Consider the following 16998-nt stretch of genomic DNA (forward strand, 5'->3'; position numbering starts at 1 on the left):
GAGGACAGCCTATCGGCTCTCGGGTGCACGTTCGCCGTCACATCGCGGACGCGTCGTCACAGTGGACTGGACAGCCAACTCCAGTCGAGACCGAACCACCCGCCGATGAGCGAGAACGTACCGAGCAACCACAACGTCACCAGCACGACGGCCGTGGTCAGCAGTACACCGAGCCCTTTGACGAACACGGACTGGTGCGAGAACCACTCCATGAATCGGTCGTAGTGCTTGCGCGCGAACTTCAGGAGCCGATGCGCCCACGTGAATTCCGACGCGAGAATGCCGAGGCCCGCGAAGACGATCAGCCACCCGGGACCCGGATACGGAATCGCCAGGATTCCGAGCCCCAGCACGATCAGCCCGACCACGCCGACCGTGATTCGGTACGCGAGATCGAGAGTGGGATTGGCTCTGATCTTGGCACGGAACTGGCGTCGTCGTTCCGACACCCGGTCGAATACGCCGTCGTCGTGCGCGGTTTCGGCGCGATCGTCTGCAGTCACCGCATCAGGTTACCGGCGCGTGAGACAACACAAGCCCCACGCTCGGTGCGTGGGGCTTGGCGCGGGGGCTCGTTGTTTGCTTCCAGTGGTCCCGGCTGGGATCGAACCAGCGACCTTCCGCGTGTGAAGCGGACGCTCTTCCACTGAGCCACGGGACCGTCATCGTCCGACAGCGATGTACGCCTCTCGAACGAGGCAGAACATTAACATGCGTACCGCGGGATACTCGAATCGCCCTGTTCGTCGAGCGTTCCGTACAGACTCTTCCCCGTGTCGGCGCTCGCCCCCGACCCGACAGTGACGCCACTCGAGCAACCGACAGCGGCACTGACAAGGCGATTTGTGAGTTCGCCAGAAGTTGGTCTAGTGTTTTCACCGCACCACGGAGACGGTAACGGTTCCGCGGGGCACGCGGATGTGGCGCAGTGGTAGCGCATCACCTTGCCAAGGTGAGGGTCGCGGGTTCGAATCCCGTCATCCGCTCGAGGCTGGAACAATCTCAGGGCCGAATCAGCGAGAGCTTGTGCCGATTCGGATCAAGGGCAATCGAGAGAACGCCTGGCCCATGGTGGAGTGGCCGAGTGGTGAGGCAACGGCCTGCAAAGCCGTGCACACGGGTTCGATTCCCGTCTCCACCTCGCAGTGTGTCGGAGGCAGCCGTCTTCGATGCAAGTACCTGCGCGATTAGCTCAGCGGGAGAGCGCTTCCCTGACACGGAAGAGGTCACTGGTTCAATCCCAGTATCGCGCACCACGCGAAGAACCCCGGTCTTGTGCCGGGGTTCTTTTCGTCCGACTGAATGTCGGTGGTTTCACCGCATCGCCCGCTGGATCCGTCCTCGGATGCAGCGTTCGATGCACATGCGGATGTGGCGCAGTGGTAGCGCATCACCTTGCCAAGGTGAGGGTCGCGGGTTCGAATCCCGTCATCCGCTCGTTCGATGTTCGCCTGCGCGATTAGCTCAGCGGGAGAGCGCTTCCCTGACACGGAAGAGGTCACTGGTTCAATCCCAGTATCGCGCACCATCCGAGAATGCCCTTCAGCCCCGTGCTGGAGGGCATTTGTGGTCTGGACCCGTGCAGGGGTGGTGATTCAGGTCATACACGTGCACTCTGGAGGGACATCCCCGACCGGAAGGAACCCCACCGATGGCCGACCGTACGAACGAGGCAGACAGTGGCGCCGAAGGTGTCACACCGACCACGGATCCGAGCACCGAGGAGAGGGCGAAGTCCGACGCGGCGGAGATCGATGCCCAGTACGAACCCGGCGCACGGCCGACAGTCACGCTGCCCGGAACGGACGGCATGGTGTCCGGGACGGCATTCGCAGACATGGTCGACGACAACGGCGGCCTGAAGGAGGACTCGACGCCGGATGCCTGAGGCGCCCACCGACACCCACGAAGTGCACGGTGTCGACGGAGTTCGTGGGTATCTTCATCGGTCCGACGGGCCGGAGGTGGCCGCACTCGCACTGACGCACGGGGCCGGCGGTGACTGCTCGGCCAAGTTCCTCGTCGACGTCGCCACCACATGGTCCGCGCACGGGGTGACGGTTCTGCGGTTCGATCTGGCGTTCCGGCAGGCGAAGCCGTCCGGCCCACCGCATCCGTCGAAGTCCGCGGCCGATCGAAACAGTGTGGTGCTCGCGGTCGAATATCTCGGCAGCCTCACCGCAGCGCCTCTCGTGGTGGGAGGACACTCCTATGGAGGCCGCCAGGCATCGATGACGGTGTCGGAGGGGCTCTCCGCCGTCGGTGCGCTGCTGTTGTCCTATCCGTTGCATCCGCCGGGCAAACCCGACAAGGCACGTACCGCGCACCTACCCGGAATAGATATCCCCACCCTGTTCGTCTCGGGCACGAAGGATCCATTCGGCACACCCGACGAGCTGAGGCTGGCAATCGCATCGATCCCCGGCCCGACGGAGTTGCTCGAGATCGACGGTGCAGGACACGACCTGTCCGCAGCCAAGCACCGCGTCGCCGAGCGATCGTTCGAGCACGCGTCACCCTTGTTCGGCACAGCCCGGTAATCGCGTCGGCGAGTCCCCGTGCGGTAGGAAACTGCTCGAATGTTCTACTTGTCTCATGCCCACCTGGGGATGGTTCGTCGTTGCACTCGTTCTGATCGACGCAGCGGTTCTCGCTGCGTGGCTGCTGGCTCGTAAACGTCCGGGCAAGCGCACGGATTCGACGAAACCCCCGGCGCCGCTCGCATCGACAGGGGTCCTGTGGGCCGACATCGAACCGACGCTTCGCACGCTCAAACACGAGGGAAACTCGCTCGCAGCGATCAAACTCCTGCGGTCCCGCACCGGGTTGCCGCTGCGCGAAGCCAAAGAGGCGGTGGACCGACTGTGACCGTGATCGTGGGCCGAGCCGGAATCTGGGAAGCCGAACAACTCGCCGACGTCGCCGCCGTGACGTTTCCGCTGGCCTGTCCACCCGGGTCGACCCAGGAGTCGATCGAAGCCTTCATCGGCGAGGTGCTCTCCCACGAACGGTTCGCCGACTACCTGGACGATCCGGATCGGACGATTCTCGCCGCGCGTGAAGACGACTCGATCGTCGGGTACGCCATGCTGATTCGCGGCGAGCCGGCCGACCCCTCGATCAGCGCCGTCCTGTCGACATCGCCGACGATGGAACTGTCCAAGATGTACGTCCTACCGGGTCATCACGGCAGCGAAGTGTCGGCGGCACTGATGGCGGCGACCGTGGCGTTGGCGGTCGACTTCGGCTGCGCTGGAATCTGGTTGGGCGTCAACCAGCAGAACGCGCGAGCTCAGCGCTACTACGCCAAGCACGGGTTCCACCGTGTGGGCACCAAGACGTTCACCGTCGGTGCCGAGGTACACGACGATTTCGTGTTCGAACGAGTCCTCTGACGTCAGCCGACGGCTGCGAAACGAGACAATGCGAGCAGGCGCGAGGTGGCACGCAGGTACTTCTTGCGATACCCGCCTGCCAACATCTCCTCGGTGAAGATTTCGTCGAGCTTTCCGCCGGACGCCGTCACCGGGATGCTCGCGTCGTACAGGCGGTCGGCCAACACGACAAGTCGGAGTGCGACCGCCTGGTCGGCAGCGGGGTGCACGTTCTTCCAGAAGACCGCCTCGACGCCGTCGAGCAGCTTGCCGTACCGCGACGGGTGCAACGTACTCAGGTGTGCGAGCAACTCGTCGAAATCGTCGAGCGTTGCGCCCTCGACGTGGTTCGCGCGCTCGACCAGTTCGGACTCGGAGGTGGGATCGGGAGCAGGCGGAAGGTCGCGGTGTCGGTAGTCGGGGCCGTCGACACGAATCGACTCGAAGATCGACCCGAGCTTCTTGATCTCGCGCATGAAGTCCTCGGCAGCGAACCTGCCCTCGCCCAGCTGTCCGGGGAGAGTGTTCGACGTCGCGACGATGGACACTCCACGTGCGGAGAGCTCGGACAGCAGACGGGACACCAGCATGGTGTCACCCGGGTCGTCGAGTTCGAACTCGTCGATGCACAGGACACTGTGGTTCGACAGCTGATCGAGTGCCTGGTTGAAGCCGAGCGCCCCGACCACATGTGTCAGCTCCACGAACGTTCCGAATGCCTTGGGCTCGGGCACGCTGTGGAAGATCGACGCCAAAAGGTGGGTCTTGCCGACGCCGAACCCGCCGTCGAGGTACAGGCCCGCGCCGGTTGCCGGGGTCTTCTTGCCGAAGAGGCCGCGCTTGCCACCCTTTCCGCGGATCTTGGTGACCTTCTGCGCGAACGCCTCGGCTTTCGCGACCGCCTCGGCCTGGCTCGGCTCGTTCGGATCGGGAATGTACGACGAGAAGCTGACGTCGTCGAACATGGCCGGCGGAACCATTTGAGCGATCAACTGATCGGATGGAACGACGGGGTTTCGATCGACAAGACGTGCAGGCATTGAACGAGCGTAGCGACGTGGTGTTATCTACCTTATGCAGCTACTGGATATTGCGACCTACTTCACATCCGAGAGCGATGTGTCACGCGTCGCGAAGGGCCGGCTGGACGAGGCCGACCTGTCGCGCCTGTACGCCTATCCCCCTCGACCCCGGCGCCCGTGGATTCGGGCGAACTTCGTGGCCAGCATCGACGGAGCAGTGACGGCCGACGGCGTGTCCGCCGGCCTCGGGTCGCCCGCCGACCAGGCAGTCTTCGGGGTCCTACGGTCCTTGACCGACGCGGTCCTCGTCGGCGCCGGAACCGTGCGCGCCGAAAATTACGGAGGCGTCTCCCTGCCCGACGACACCCGCCGGGCCCGCGTCGACCGCGGGTTGGACGAACTCCCCCCAGTCGTGGTCGTGACGGCCTCCGCCGAACTCGACCCCGACGCGCGAGTGTTCACCGACACCACCGTCACTCCGATCGTCGTGACCACTGCAGCCGCGTCCGCCGACAAGAAGAAGGCACTGTCCGACGCCGGAGCCCGGATCGTCGAGGCAGGTGAGACGACCGTGACGACCGGCGACCTACTCGGCGCGCTGGACGGTCTCGGTCTTCACCGCGTCCTGTGCGAGGGTGGCCCGGGACTGTTCGGCCAGCTGATCGCCGACGACGCCGTGGACGACGTCTGCCTCACGGTGTCGCCTCTCCTCGTGGCGGGGTCTGCCGGCAGGATCTCGCACTCCGCATCCGGCGCGGTCCGGCGCATGACGAGGGCGCACGTCGTCGCCGACGACGACGGCACACTGCTGACCAGGTGGGTCAAGCACCGAACCGAACACTGACCGGCCTGGTCGGATGTGTCGCCGACCGCCTGGTCGGATGGGTCGCCGACCGCGCGGTGCGGGAACTAGATAGCCTCGCAGCGTGACGCAGAATCGATCGTTGCTGGTGTTCGTCGTGTGTCTGTCTATGTTCGCGGCCGGGTGCGGGGCCGGGCCGTCCGGTCGACCCGACGTGGCGGTCGAGCAGAACTCACCGGGCCAGCCCGCCGACACCGAATCGGAGGACCCCGCGCCGGAGCCTCCTGCACTGCAGGTTCCGGTGACGGATCTGTCCTGGCAGGACTGCACGTCGGACACCCTCGGTCGATACGGCTACGCACCTCGTACCCCCGGCCTGATCCTCGAATGCGCGGATTTCGAGGCGCCCGTCGACGCGTCCGGTGAGATGTTCGGGTCCTTCTCCGTCGGTGCGCTGCGTGCGCGCCTGGATCGGACGCCTGCCGACGCTCCCCCGATGGTGCTGACGTCAGGGGCGGACCGCGCGTCGATCGAGACGCTTGCCGACATGGCAGCAGGGCAGGGCGCGACCCTTCTGGCAACCAATCCTGTGGTCGCGGTGGACCGACGCGGCATCGGCCGATCCACTGCGGTGGACTGCACCAAGTTCGACGCCCGCGCAGCCCTGGCGGATCTGGGACAGTTCGCCGGAGCAGGCGGTGACACCGTCGATCGAGCCGTCACCGCAGGCCGGGACGCGACCATCGAATGCACCGACCTTCTGCAACCACAGGAACTGGCCTTCGCGACGTCGTATGCAGCGGACGACCTGGAACGGCTGCGACTCACGTGGGGCGTGGACAGCATCGGACTCATCGGCACCGGAAACGGTGCGTCCACCGCATTGGCATTCGCCGCGCAGTACCCGGACCGCCTCTCCCGACTCGTACTCGACTCGCCCACCGGACTCGGCGCGGATCAGATGACCGTTGCCGAACAGAAGACCCAGGGACGCGAAGCTGCCTTCACCGCCTTCGCCGGGCGATGCGTCGCGCTCGACTGTTCGCTCGGCCCGGATCCCCGTGCGGCCGTTGCCGAGCTGGTGCAGCGCGCACGATCGGGGGCCCTGAGGCCGCTGTCCACCCACGCGCTGCTCGACGGAATCGCCTATGCCCTCGCATCGTCGGCGGGCGATCCGACGCAGCGCGCACTCGCACTGTCCACCACACTCTCCTCTGCACGTTCCGGTGACACCGCAGCCCTGACCCAGTTGGCCGACCGAGCTGCCGACGCCTACGGCACGGACGGGCAGTTCGTCGCCCGCTGCACCGACGGACAGCAGTGGCCGTCGCCCCAGGCGGTGCGCGACGCCACCGGATCATGGTCGGAGTTGTATCCCGTCTTCGGCACCGACGCGGCTCTGGCCGCACTCGCCTGTGCGTCCTGGCCGACGGCTCCCGCAGCGCCGCTGCCCTCGGAACTACCGATTCCGGTGCTGTTGCTCAGCGGCGCGGCGGATCCCGTCGTCGGCAACGGAGGTTTCGCTGCAGTCTCCGGAATGATCGCGACGACGGGTACGCAGGCGGCGTCGATGACATGGCAGGGCGCGGGTCACCCCACGGTAGGTGGTTCGGCGTGCGCTCAGTCCGCGGTCGCCGGTTACGTCGCCGACGCGGCCCTGCCGCCGGACGGCAGCGTGTGCCCTGCATGAGACGCCGTGGGCGGTCGAGGGCGGGAACAAGGCCCGAGGGGGTTGTCACGGCCGGGGTGTCTGACGTCGGTCCGACAGGGCGGTCAATGTACCGTTCCGTAGGTGTCACTTAGCTTCCTCGAGCCACGAACCGGCCGGTCCACCGCAGAAGTAGTCAACTTTGCGTTGTGGCCGTTGGCCGTCATGACGGTGCTCAACCGGGTCCTGGTTCGAGCGATCAACGGCGACATCACCGACGACTTCACCCCGGTGTATCGCGCGGCACTGGCGTTTCTCAACCGGCAGCCGGTCTACACGGCGAACTTCGATTCGGTGGATCCGCACTACCTGTACCCGCCCGGGGCCACGATGCTGCTCTCCCCCGTCGCTGTGATCGACCCGGAACGCTCGCGGTGGCTGTTCATCTTCGCCAGCACCATCGCAATCCTGATTGCTCTGTACATTCTGCTGCGCATCTTCGGCTACGGCCTGAACTCCGTCGTCGCGCCGGTCCTGCTCTTCGCCGCATTCGCCAGCGAAACAGTGACGAACACTCTGGTGTTCACCAACTTCAACGGTTTCGTGTTGCTCGGTGAAGTCGCGTTCATCGGTTTCCTGTTGAAGCGGAAAGACCTGTGGGCAGGCGTCGCGATCGGTCTCACGATCGTGGTCAAGCCCATTCTCGTTCCCCTGCTGATCATTCCGCTGATGACCAGACAGTGGAAGGTGTTCGTCACCGCAATCGCCATCCCTCTCGTCTTCACCGCGATCGCGTGGCCGCTGTCCGTCGACCCCATGGACTTCGTGAACCGCACCGTCCCGTACTTGCTCGAGTCCAGGGACTACTTCAACAGCGCCGTCGTCGGAAACGGTCGCTACTACGGTCTGCCCGAGGTACTGATCTTCGGAATCCGCGGCGTTCTCGGACTGATGGTTCTGGCCTCGTTGTGGATTCTCTACAAGTACTGCCGCGAGGACCGGTTGTTCTTCGTCGCCACCACGTCCGGCCTTGTCCTCACCGCACACTGGCTTCTGGGTTCGCTGGGCCAGATGTACTACTCGATGATGCTGTTCCCGCTTCTGATGACGGTCGTCCTGAAGAACTCGGTGCTCCGGAACTGGCCTGCCTGGCTCGCGATCTACGGCTTCACCTGCTACGACCGCTGGCTGTCCGGCCGGTTCTACACCACGGGACGAGCATTCGACTACATGCGCACCACCTTCGGATGGAGCCTCCTGATCATCGTCATCTTCGGCGTGCTCGTCGGGCGCTACTACGCCGCAAGGCAGGACGGCCGACTCGACCGGGGAATCGAACCAGAGTATCCACTGGACGACCCGCGACCTGCGGAGACGACGAAGTCCGGCGGATAGTATTAGCGTGAAGGCATGAGTTCAGCGACGGACAAGAATCCTGCCCCAGCAGTACAGCTCACCGACGCGCAGTGGCGAGAGAAACTCTCCCCCGAGGAGTACGCGGTTCTGCGGCAAGCCGGGACCGAGCGCCCCTTCGTCGGCGAATACACCGACACGACCACCGAAGGTATCTACGAATGCCGCGCATGCGGCGCGGAACTGTTCCGCAGTACCGAGAAGTTCGAGTCCCACTGCGGCTGGCCGTCCTTCTTCGACCCGGCCGACAGCGACGCCGTGATTCTGAACGAGGACAACTCGCTCGGAATGCGTCGCATCGAGGTGATCTGCAAGAACTGCCACAGTCACCTCGGACACGTCTTCGAGGGCGAGGGTTACCCGACGCCCACCGATCAGCGTTACTGCATCAATTCCATCTCGCTGACCTTCAGCCCAGCAGCCGACGCACGGTAGGCGCGCGGGATTCGTGCCCGAGTTCGGCTCACGCCGCGAAGCCGACTACAGCCGGATCGAGTACCGCACGGCCTTGAAAACTCTGCGGTATCTTTTCGCTATGACTGCGGCGATCAAGACATTCTGGTGGCGTCAGCTCAAACTCACCGGCCTTCGACCGAACTTCGGGGACGAGTTGACTCCGGGGCTGGTGAAGTCTCTGTTCGGTCGGAAATGTGCGTGGAGACGGCCGAAGGGCAGCGAGTTCACCGGCGCCGGTTCGACGCTGGAGATGGTCCAGCTCATGAACGCGCCGAAGACGTTGAAGATATGGGGTTCCGGTTTCGGAGTGCGCGAGGGAACCACCGAGAGAAACTTCAGCAATCCTGGGTACGATATCTACGCCGTACGGGGGCAACTCACCCTGGGGCGTGTCGACCAGGACCGCGATATCGCAGTCGGAGATCCGGGCCTTCTGGCAAGCAGGGTCTACCCGCCCTCGCAACAGGTGCCCGGTCGAGTCGGCCTCGTCTATCACTGGATGCACAAGAGCGACACAGTCGTTCAGACCCTCGCACGTGAGGGAAACATCATGCTGATCGATCCGTCGAGGAAGCCGTCCAAGGTCGTCGCGGACATCACGTCCTGTGAGTTCGTGATGTCCACGAGCCTGCACGGACTCATCGTCGCGGACTCGTACGGTATCCCGAATGCGTGGATCGAGCTGACGCAGGAGATAGGCGGCAAGGGCTACAAGTTCGAGGACTACTACTCCGCATTCGATGGAAAAGCGGTTCAGCATTCGTCCGACCTCGCATGGGATGCGGAGCACATCGAGGCCCTTCGCACCGAGTATCGTCCGATTCCCAATCTCGCAGAGATTCAGGACAATCTCGTCGCTGCATTTCCATACGCCGCAGTCGACGTACGATGACCTGACACAAACGAAGTGCGGCGGCGATCGGCTTCCGACAGCTACGTACCGAGGTGACACGCGGAGTACGTCCCCTCGCGTGCATACTGTGACCATGCGCACTTTTACTTCACCTGAGCAATTGAAGGCAGCGGTCGGCGAGGACCTCGGTAGCAGTGACTGGCTGCAGATCACGCAGGAACGGGTGAACACGTTCGCCGATGCCACGGGTGATCATCAGTGGATCCATGTCGATGTCGAACGCGCGAAGAAGGAAAGCCCGTTCGGTGCGCCGGTCGCCCACGGTTACTTGAGTTTGTCTCTCGTTCCGCTGCTCAACTGGCAGATCTACACCATCGAGAACACGAAACTCGGAATCAACTACGGCTCCAACAAGGTTCGGTTCGTCAATCCGGTGAAGGTGGGTTCGCACGTCCGCTTGCAGACGACGCTGACATCGGTGGACGAAGTGTCCGGTGGGGCTCTGCAGGTCGTCGCCACCAGCACGCTGGAGATCGAGGGTGAGGCGAAGCCTGCGCTCGTGGCGGAGACGATCAGTCGGATCGTGTTCTGACTGCTGCTCTGTCGAGTAGTTCGGGAGGATCGAACGCGGTGATCGGCGGCAGGTCACCGTCGTAGAGTTCGATCTGCACCAGAACGTGCTGACCCGTCGATCCTCGTGCGAGCGAGGATGTGCCGACGTCGGGCGTCAGCACGTTCGGGTTGCCGTGTTTGCACAGCGTGACGGGATCGGCAGGGTCGAGCGGGTCGTACCACGCACCGGTGGACAGTTGTACGACGCTGTCCATCATGGCGTCGTCGATGATCACACCGGCCAGGCAGGCTCCGCGGTCGTTGAACACCTTCACCACGTCGCCCGCGGCGATCCCTCGCGCGGCAGCCGCGGCGGGATGGATCCGAATCGGCTCTCGCCCTGCGATTTTCGACGCCTGGCTGGTAGCACCGTGATCCAGTTGGCTGTGCAATCGAGCGCGGGGCTGATTGGCGATCAAATGCAGAGGATACGTCGCAGCTCGTGCGCCGCCCAACCATTCGTCCGGTTCGAACCAGGCCGGGTGTCCGATGCAGTCGGCGTAATCGAAGCCCGCGATCGTCTCGGAGAAGATCTCGATCTTCCCGCTCGGTGTACGCAGGGCGTTCCGTCGAGGGTCCGCCCGATAGTCGGCGAGCAGGGTGAGGTCGTCCTCGGTGGTCATCCGGAACGAACCGGTGTGCCAGAAGTCGTCGAACTCCGGGGTGTCGACGCCGGCTGCGCGTAGGTAACCGCGCCACTGGTCGTAGAGATGCTCGACCCACTGCCGGGACGACCGACCTTCGGTGAATGTCTCTGCCACGCCCAGCTTCTCGGACAACGCCGCGAAAGTGTCGTAGTCGTCACGCGAATCGGCGTATCGAGGTACGGCGCGGTGCATGGCCACGAGCAGCGGATCGTTGCGGGTGCAACTCAGATCCTCACGTTCGAGCGACGTGGTCGACGGAACGACGATGTCCGCGTGTTTGGCCATCGGCGTCCAGTAAGGATCATGCACGACGATGGTGTCCGGACGTGCCAGTGCGCGCCGCAGTCGTCCCAGGTCCTGGTGGTGATGGAACGGGTTGCCCCCCGCCCAGTGCACGAGCTTGATGTCGGGGTACGTCAGTCGCCTGCCGTCGTAGTCGAACTCGGCACCGGGCCGGAGCAGCATGTCCGAGACCGCGGCCACCGGAATGAAGGACGTGACCGGATTCAGCCCCTGCGGAAGGGTCGGCAACGGGTACGGCACCGGTGCGAGACCCGGCTCGTTCATCGAGCCGTAGCCGTGGCCGAATCCCCCACCCGGGATGCCGATCTGGCCGAGCATCGATGCCAGCGTCAATCCCATCCACGGGGCTTGCTCACCGCTTCGCACTCGCTGCAGGGACCAGGTGACCGTCAGCAAGGTGCGTTGCGACGCCATCGACCTAGCGAGTTCGGTGATCACCTCGGGGGCCAGCCCGGATTTCTCGGACGCCCATGCGGGGGATTTCGGTGTGCCGTCGGTGTCACCGAGGAGGTAGTGCTCGAACGCGTCGTATCCCGTGGTGTACTCGTCCAGGAATTCTCGGTCGAGCAGGTTCTCGGTCGCCAGTACGTGAGCCAGCCCGAGCATCACTGCAACATCCGAGCCTGGACGCGGCGCGAGCCACGTTGCAGCGCCCGACATGTCGTCTCGTAGCGGACTGACGGTGACGATTTTTCCGCCGCGAGCCCGGAGTTCCGCGAGTGCGGATTCGGTGGGGTGAGTCGATGTACCGCCGTGATTGACGGACGTGTTCTTCACCGGCACTCCGCCGAACGCGACCAGAAGGTCGGTCTCGCGCGCGATGACTTTCCAGGATGTCGACCGTGAGAACAACTTCCAGTGCGCTCCGACGACGTGCGGCATGACCACGGACGTGGCGCCGGTGGAGTAACTGTTCACGGACCGGGTGTAACCACCGAGGCAGTTCAGGAAGCGATGAACCTGGGACTGGGCGTGATGGAAGCGCCCGGCACTGGCCCACCCGTAGGACCCACCGTAGATCGCAGTGTTTCCGTACCGGTCGATGACCCGCCGGAGTTCGTCGGCGAGGAGGTCGGTGAGCTCGTCCCAGGTGACGGAGACGAACTGATCGCTTCCGCGATGCTCGCTCGGACCCGGCCCGTCTTCGAGCCACCCTCGTCGCACGGCCGGTCCGGTGACGCGCGAGCGGTGACGTACCGATCCGGGAAGATTCCCCAGAACGGGCGACGGGCTCGAATCGCCTGCGTCGGGCGTGATCCCGGTTATCTCACCGTGCGCCGCGTCGGCCCGGAACATGCCCCAGTGGGCCATGTGCTGTGCACTCACAGGTCGATGCCGCGGCTTCTCACAGCATCCAGCAATGCAGTGGGTCGCTCGGTCGTCGGAACGGGGTCGACGAGCGCGAACGAACATCCGATGGCGCGTGCAGCGCCGTCGGCTTCTTCACTGTCCCCGACCATCAGGGTTCGTGTCGGGTCGACCCCGAGACCGTCGACGGCGATGCGGAAGATCTCCGGTTGCGGTTTGACGACTCCGACCTCGAAGGACAGCGTGAACCTGTCGACGTACTTTTCGATGCCGAGCTGCGCGAACGCCGGCCTGATGTCGAAGGGGATGTTGCTCAGGACACCGACCGAGATAGACCTCGCGGCAAGGGCTTTCACCACCTCGGCCGTGTCGGGATACGGCGTCCAGCTGGCTGCGTCGACGACGCGGCCGTACACGGATTCCGCCTGCTCCGGTCGGTCTATTCCGGATTCCTTCAGAACGTGAAGATATGCCTGCCGGTGCAGTGCCGGGTCCAGGTCGCGGTTCCGCCACGCGTGGCGGGTGATGTCGTCGAACTGCACGACCTCCCCGACCGGTGCGGTCATACGGCGCATCAACTCCGCCGCGTGATGCCCGTCCACCGGAGCGCCGTCCGAGTGGGTGACACCGTCGAACCACGAGTCGTCCTCGTCCAGCCGAAAGAGGGTGCCGGAGAAGTCGAAGATGACCGCCTCGATCATGGCAGGGATGCCACGAGTGCCTCGACGTCGACGCGTGGTCCGGTGAAGAACGGTGTCTCCTCGCGTACGTGGCGCCGTGCTTCGGTGGCACGCAGGTCGCGCATGAGATCGACGATGCGGTCGAGTTCCGGTGCCTCGAAGGCGAGAATCCATTCGTAGTCCCCGAGGGCGAAGGACGGCACGGTGTTGGCGCGGACGTCCTTGTAGCCGCGGGCGGCCATGCCGTGATCGGCGAGCATCGTACGACGCTCCTCGTCGGGCAGCAGGTACCAGTCGATGGAGCGGACGAACGGATAGACGCAGATGTAGGCGCCCGGGTCCTCACCGGCGATGAACGCCGGTACGTGACTCTTGTTGAACTCGGCCGGGCGATGCAGTGCGGAGTTGCTCCACACCGGGGTGCTTGCCTTCCCCAGCGCGGTGGTCCGACGGAAGTCGGAGTACGTGGCCTGCAGGTCCTCGATGCGCTCGGCGTGCGTCCAGACCATGAAGTCGGCATCGGCGCGCATCCCGGCGATGTCGTAGACGCCGCGTACTGCGACGCCTTTCTCTTCCTGGCTCTCGAAGAACACCCGGGCTTCCTTCGATGCGGCGGCGCGGTCGTCGCCCAGGACTCCTGGGGTGACCTTGTACACCGAGAACATCAGGTAGCGAAGTGTGGAGTTGAGCGCTGAGTAGTCGAGGCGTGCCATGCGCCCTATCGTGCCACCTCGGAGACGGCGGCGGCCGCTCTGGTGGCGGATGCGACACAAGCGGGGACTCCGACGCCGTGGCTCCAGGCACCGGCGACGGCGAGCCCGGGGACGTCACGGACGGCGGCGTCGATCTCGGCGACTCGCTCGACGTGCCCCGGCGCGTACTGCGGTAGCCCGCCTCGCCAGCGCTGCACCACGGTCTCGACCGGTGCGACGTCCAGGCCGGTGACCGTACGCAGATCCTGCGTGGCGATGTCGACGAGTTCCCTGTCGGTCATCTCCAGCGCTGCAGTGTCGCCGAAACGGCCGAGAGACGCACGCAGCAGCGGTGTTTCCCGCTCCCCCAGGTGCGTCCATTTCCGGCTCGAGAGAGTGAACGCTTTCACCGAGAGTCCTGCGTCGGTGGCGACGAGGACACCCGAGTTGTCCGGCAGTGCGGTCCCCGGTGGTAGAGACATGGCCACCACGACGGACGACGCGAGTTCGATGTCCGCGGCGGCGTCCGCGGCGTCAGGAACTGTGTCCGCGAGGATGCGTGCGAGAGCCGGGGCAGGTACGGCGAGAACCACGACGTCCACGTGACCGATGGGGTCGACGCGCCAGCCACGCCGCTCTCCCCGGATCGACACGACTTCGGTACCCATGACAGTTCGAGCGTTCGTCGCCGATACCAGCGCGTCGACCAGTACTCCGTACCCGTCGCGGAGTGCACCGAACACCGGTCCGGAGCTGGGCGGGGGCAGTGCCCGCTTCACGGCAGCCGTCAAGCTGCTCGCTCCTGCGTCGAGTGCTGCGGCCAACGTCGGCAGCGCGGCCCGTACGCCGATCGAGTCCGACAGTCCGGAGTACACCCCGCCGAGCAAGGGATCGACGGATCGACGAAGCACCTGATCGCCGAACCGACCACCCACCAACTCGGCGACGCTGACGTCTTCGCCCACGTTCCAGGTCATCGGCGAGTCGGATTCGGCGGAGATCCTCCGCACGGTCTCGTCGTCGACCATTCCGCGTAGCGCGACAGCGTCGGACGGGATTCCCATCAAGGTGTCCGGTGGCATCGGATGCAACGCACCGCCCGCGTAGAACAGTGGTCGCCTACCCGCCGGATGCACCAACTGCTCGGACAGGCCGAGCTCGTCCAGCAGAGCGGGAACCTCGGGCCGTCGCCCGATGAAGGCCTCCGCACCCACGTCGAGTGAACCACCGGCGATGCGTGCCGTCCGCAACGTTCCGCCGAGCCGCTCGGATGCCTCGACGACGGTGATCTCCGCGTCCGGGCCCAGGCTGCAGCGCAGTCGGTAAGCAGCGACCAGTCCGGTGATTCCGCCGCCGACCACCGCGGCGCGAGGCGCCGACACCGTCACAGCGAATGCACCAGCTCCACGACACGGGTGAGGATCGTGGGGTCGGTGTCCGGCAGGACTCCGTGGCCGAGGTTGAACACGTGCCCGGTGGCCCCCGCCGCGAGCGCACGATCCGCCTCCGCAACGATTCGCCTCACCTCGGTCTCGACGGCGTCCCAACCCGCGAACAGCACAGCCGGGTCGAGGTTGCCCTGCAGAGCTTTTCCTGCCCCGACGCGGGTGACCGCGTCGTCGAGTGGGATCCGCCAGTCGACGCCGACCACGTCGGCACCCGCGTCGCCCATTGCGCCGAGCAGTTCCCCCGTACCGACTCCGAAGTGAATTTTCGGGACACCGGCCGAGCTCACCGCGTCGAACACCTTGGTCGAGTGCGGAAGGACGAATTCACGGTAATCGGCGAGTGAGAGTGCCCCCGCCCAGGAGTCGAACAGCTGGAGTGCATCGATTCCGGCCGCGAGTTGTGCCGTCAGGAACGTGATGGTGGTGTCCGCAAGTGTGTCCAGCAACGTGTGCCAGGTCTGCGGGTCGGACCGCATCAACGCCTTCGTCTTCTCGTGGTTTCGGCTGGGCCCGCCCTCGACCAGATACGAGGCGAGCGTGAACGGGGCGCCGGCGAAGCCGATCAGCGCTGTCTCGCCCAGCTCCTTCGTCAGCAGAGCAACGGCGTCCGCAACCGGCTGTACCTGCTCGGCACTCAGCTGCGGTAGTGCATCGACATCGGCACGCGATCGCACCGGATTCGCCACCACCGGGCCCGTACCGGCGACGATGTCGAGGTCGATGCCCGCGGCCTTGAGCGGCACGACGATGTCCGAGAAGAGAATTGCGGCGTCGACGCCGTGTCTCCTGACCGGTTGCATCGTGATCTCGGTGACCAGCTCTGCGTCGAAGCAGGATTCCAGCATTCCGATCCCGGCCCGGATCGTGCGGTACTCGGGTAGAGAACGCCCGGCCTGACGCATGAACCACACGGGTCGGCGCGTCGGGACGCGGCCCGCGGCGGCGGCCAACAGGGGCGCGTCGGGAAGGTGGCGACGCGAGGACGGCGTGTCGGTGCTGGGCGTGACGGTGTTCATTGCAGTCCATGCTGCCACGCCTCACGGTCGACGCCTGTACGCAGGTCCGTGCTGGTACTTCGGCGCGCCTCCGACGAACGGGAACGTGAGAAGTCTAACGTCCGGTGACGTGACCACACCCGGATCCGCTGCCGAGCCTGCGCCGTTTCGATCGGCTGTCGAGGCGATGCACCGGGCAGTCGTGCACCCCTCGATCGAAGTCGGCCCGATCAGACCGCCGCAGCGTCTCGCGCCGTACAGCTATGCGGTGGGCGCCGAGGTCAAGCATCCTGTCGGTGAGGACGTCGGCGAGCAGTCCGACGGTGACGCATTCGGCCGACTGATCTTGTTGTACGACCCGGACGGTGACGAGGCATGGAACGGCACCATGCGCCTCGTCGCCTACATCCAGGCCGACGTCGACGAGACCCTCGCGTCGGACCCACTGCTTCCCGAGGTCGGGTGGAGCTGGCTGGTCGATGCTCTCGGTAGTCGTGCCGAGCCGGTGACCGCGCTGGGTGGGACTGTCACATCGACCAGTTCCGTCAGGTACGGGGACATCGCCGGGCCCCCGAAGGCGCATCAACTCGAGCTCCGCGCGTCGTGGACGGCGGGATCGGTGGAGCTCGCGTCACACGTGGAGGCGTTCTGCGAGGTCCTGGCCTACGCCGCCGGATTGCCTCCGGCCGGGATCACCGAGTTACGGAGCACAGCCGAGAAACGGTGACGCGACCCGAACTGGATC

Annotated in this window: 18 protein-coding genes and 6 tRNA genes; 16 read left to right on the forward strand and 8 right to left on the reverse strand. The window is 65.2% G+C overall.

What is annotated here, in order from left to right; genetic code table 11:
* Positions 1 to 56 precede the first annotated feature (56 nt).
* Positions 57 to 449, reverse strand: a complete 393-nt coding sequence (locus CH289_RS23335) for a TIGR02611 family protein (RefSeq protein ID WP_026347589.1) — start codon at positions 447 to 449, stop codon at positions 57 to 59.
* Positions 450 to 589: 140 nt separating this feature from the next.
* Positions 590 to 661 (reverse strand) — tRNA-Val (locus tag CH289_RS23340).
* A gap of 253 nt (positions 662 to 914) precedes the next feature.
* Here CH289_RS23340 and CH289_RS23345 point away from each other — a divergent pair.
* From CH289_RS23345 to CH289_RS23385, 9 genes are all read left to right on the forward strand, one after another.
* Positions 915 to 986 (forward strand) — tRNA-Gly (locus CH289_RS23345).
* A gap of 84 nt (positions 987 to 1070) precedes the next feature.
* Positions 1071 to 1141 (forward strand) — tRNA-Cys (locus CH289_RS23350).
* A 40-nt stretch (positions 1142 to 1181) separates the two neighbouring features.
* Positions 1182 to 1256: transfer RNA gene (locus tag CH289_RS23355), tRNA-Val, on the forward strand.
* A gap of 109 nt (positions 1257 to 1365) precedes the next feature.
* Positions 1366 to 1437, forward strand: a tRNA-Gly gene (locus tag CH289_RS23360).
* Positions 1438 to 1453: 16 nt separating this feature from the next.
* A tRNA-Val gene (locus tag CH289_RS23365) sits at positions 1454 to 1528 on the forward strand.
* A gap of 123 nt (positions 1529 to 1651) precedes the next feature.
* Positions 1652 to 1888 carry a hypothetical protein gene (locus CH289_RS23370; protein WP_020110155.1) on the forward strand — a complete coding sequence of 79 codons (237 nt, stop codon included), beginning with the start codon at positions 1652 to 1654 and terminating at the stop codon, positions 1886 to 1888.
* Entirely contained in the window at positions 1881 to 2540 is a 660-nt protein-coding gene (locus CH289_RS23375; protein ID WP_019664008.1) for an alpha/beta hydrolase family protein, read from the forward strand. Before CH289_RS23370 ends, CH289_RS23375 begins: the two co-directional genes overlap by 8 nt.
* A 55-nt stretch (positions 2541 to 2595) precedes the next feature.
* On the forward strand, positions 2596 to 2868 hold the full coding sequence (locus CH289_RS23380; protein ID WP_019664009.1) for a hypothetical protein: 273 nt from the start codon (positions 2596 to 2598) through the stop codon (positions 2866 to 2868).
* Positions 2865 to 3395, forward strand: coding sequence for a GNAT family N-acetyltransferase (locus tag CH289_RS23385; RefSeq protein ID WP_019664010.1), 531 nt, complete (start codon positions 2865 to 2867; stop codon positions 3393 to 3395). The genes CH289_RS23380 and CH289_RS23385 overlap by 4 nt, the downstream gene beginning before the upstream one ends.
* 2 nt (positions 3396 to 3397) lie before the next feature.
* Here the strand turns inward: CH289_RS23385 and zapE are convergent, their stop codons facing one another.
* Positions 3398 to 4414 (reverse strand): cell division protein ZapE, encoded by a 1017-nt coding sequence (gene zapE, locus CH289_RS23390; protein WP_019664011.1) that lies wholly within the window; start codon positions 4412 to 4414, stop codon positions 3398 to 3400.
* Positions 4415 to 4448: 34 nt separating this feature from the next.
* Between zapE and CH289_RS23395 the strand changes: the two genes are divergently transcribed.
* The 6 genes from CH289_RS23395 to CH289_RS23420 all read left to right on the forward strand — a co-directional run bounded on the left by CH289_RS23395 (position 4449) and on the right by CH289_RS23420 (position 10160).
* On the forward strand, positions 4449 to 5240 hold the full coding sequence (locus CH289_RS23395) for a pyrimidine reductase family protein (RefSeq protein ID WP_020110156.1): 792 nt from the start codon (positions 4449 to 4451) through the stop codon (positions 5238 to 5240).
* A gap of 82 nt (positions 5241 to 5322) precedes the next feature.
* Positions 5323 to 6888, forward strand: coding sequence for an alpha/beta hydrolase (locus CH289_RS23400; RefSeq protein WP_094728698.1), 1566 nt, complete (start codon positions 5323 to 5325; stop codon positions 6886 to 6888).
* Positions 6889 to 6990: 102 nt separating this feature from the next.
* Positions 6991 to 8241, forward strand: a complete 1251-nt coding sequence (locus CH289_RS23405) for a glycosyltransferase family 87 protein (RefSeq protein WP_094728700.1) — start codon at positions 6991 to 6993, stop codon at positions 8239 to 8241.
* A gap of 15 nt (positions 8242 to 8256) precedes the next feature.
* Positions 8257 to 8694, forward strand: coding sequence for a peptide-methionine (R)-S-oxide reductase MsrB (gene msrB, locus CH289_RS23410; protein WP_020110158.1), 438 nt, complete (start codon positions 8257 to 8259; stop codon positions 8692 to 8694).
* Between the two features lie 100 nt (positions 8695 to 8794).
* Complete coding sequence (locus CH289_RS23415; protein WP_143545126.1) at positions 8795 to 9607, forward strand: polysaccharide pyruvyl transferase family protein; 813 nt, start codon at positions 8795 to 8797, stop codon at positions 9605 to 9607.
* A 94-nt stretch (positions 9608 to 9701) separates the two neighbouring features.
* The gene (locus CH289_RS23420) at positions 9702 to 10160 is read left to right on the forward strand and encodes a MaoC family dehydratase (protein ID WP_027498535.1); all 459 of its coding nucleotides are present in this window, start codon (positions 9702 to 9704) and stop codon (positions 10158 to 10160) included.
* Here CH289_RS23420 and CH289_RS23425 read toward each other — a convergent pair.
* From CH289_RS23425 to hemE, 5 genes are read right to left on the reverse strand one after another with little or no spacing between them, the layout of a single operon-like run.
* Complete coding sequence (locus CH289_RS23425) at positions 10141 to 12441, reverse strand: molybdopterin-dependent oxidoreductase (protein WP_179276862.1); 2301 nt, start codon at positions 12439 to 12441, stop codon at positions 10141 to 10143. The genes CH289_RS23420 and CH289_RS23425 overlap by 20 nt on opposite strands.
* Positions 12442 to 12452: 11 nt before the next feature.
* Positions 12453 to 13139, reverse strand: a complete 687-nt coding sequence (locus CH289_RS23430; protein ID WP_020110162.1) for an HAD family hydrolase — start codon at positions 13137 to 13139, stop codon at positions 12453 to 12455.
* The gene (gene hemQ, locus CH289_RS23435; protein ID WP_019664019.1) at positions 13136 to 13831 is read right to left on the reverse strand and encodes a hydrogen peroxide-dependent heme synthase; all 696 of its coding nucleotides are present in this window, start codon (positions 13829 to 13831) and stop codon (positions 13136 to 13138) included. Before hemQ ends, CH289_RS23430 begins: the two co-directional genes overlap by 4 nt.
* 5 nt (positions 13832 to 13836) lie before the next feature.
* Complete coding sequence (locus tag CH289_RS23440; protein ID WP_020110163.1) at positions 13837 to 15198, reverse strand: protoporphyrinogen oxidase; 1362 nt, start codon at positions 15196 to 15198, stop codon at positions 13837 to 13839.
* A complete protein-coding gene (gene hemE / locus CH289_RS23445) occupies positions 15195 to 16274 on the reverse strand; it encodes a uroporphyrinogen decarboxylase (protein WP_020110164.1) in 1080 nt (359 codons plus the stop codon). Before hemE ends, CH289_RS23440 begins: the two co-directional genes overlap by 4 nt.
* A gap of 109 nt (positions 16275 to 16383) precedes the next feature.
* On the opposite strand from hemE, the gene CH289_RS23450 reads away from it, so the two are divergent.
* Positions 16384 to 16980, forward strand: a complete 597-nt coding sequence (locus CH289_RS23450) for a DUF3000 domain-containing protein (RefSeq protein WP_019664022.1) — start codon at positions 16384 to 16386, stop codon at positions 16978 to 16980.
* Positions 16981 to 16998: the final 18 nt, after the last annotated feature.

Origin of the sequence: Rhodococcus sp. RS1C4 (genome assembly GCF_002258225.1) — a bacterium.
Taxonomy (GTDB): domain Bacteria; phylum Actinomycetota; class Actinomycetes; order Mycobacteriales; family Mycobacteriaceae; genus Rhodococcoides; species Rhodococcoides fascians_E.

What these genes read in the sequence shown, in the direction of transcription:
- CH289_RS23370 (WP_020110155.1), top strand. Translation starts at nt 1,652, where the DNA reads ATGGCCGACCGTACGAACGAGGCAGACAGTGGCGCCGAAGGTGTCACA.
- CH289_RS23425 (WP_179276862.1), bottom strand. Translation starts at nt 12,441, where the DNA reads ATGGCCCACTGGGGCATGTTCCGGGCCGACGCGGCGCACGGTGAGATA.
- CH289_RS23395 (WP_020110156.1), top strand. Translation starts at nt 4,449, where the DNA reads ATGCAGCTACTGGATATTGCGACCTACTTCACATCCGAGAGCGATGTG.
- hemE (WP_020110164.1), bottom strand. Translation starts at nt 16,274, where the DNA reads ATGAACACCGTCACGCCCAGCACCGACACGCCGTCCTCGCGTCGCCAC.
- CH289_RS23380 (WP_019664009.1), top strand. Translation starts at nt 2,596, where the DNA reads ATGCCCACCTGGGGATGGTTCGTCGTTGCACTCGTTCTGATCGACGCA.
- msrB (WP_020110158.1), top strand. Translation starts at nt 8,257, where the DNA reads ATGAGTTCAGCGACGGACAAGAATCCTGCCCCAGCAGTACAGCTCACC.
- CH289_RS23430 (WP_020110162.1), bottom strand. Translation starts at nt 13,139, where the DNA reads ATGATCGAGGCGGTCATCTTCGACTTCTCCGGCACCCTCTTTCGGCTG.
- CH289_RS23420 (WP_027498535.1), top strand. Translation starts at nt 9,702, where the DNA reads ATGCGCACTTTTACTTCACCTGAGCAATTGAAGGCAGCGGTCGGCGAG.
- zapE (WP_019664011.1), bottom strand. Translation starts at nt 4,414, where the DNA reads ATGCCTGCACGTCTTGTCGATCGAAACCCCGTCGTTCCATCCGATCAG.
- CH289_RS23415 (WP_143545126.1), top strand. Translation starts at nt 8,795, where the DNA reads ATGACTGCGGCGATCAAGACATTCTGGTGGCGTCAGCTCAAACTCACC.
- CH289_RS23375 (WP_019664008.1), top strand. Translation starts at nt 1,881, where the DNA reads ATGCCTGAGGCGCCCACCGACACCCACGAAGTGCACGGTGTCGACGGA.
- hemQ (WP_019664019.1), bottom strand. Translation starts at nt 13,831, where the DNA reads ATGGCACGCCTCGACTACTCAGCGCTCAACTCCACACTTCGCTACCTG.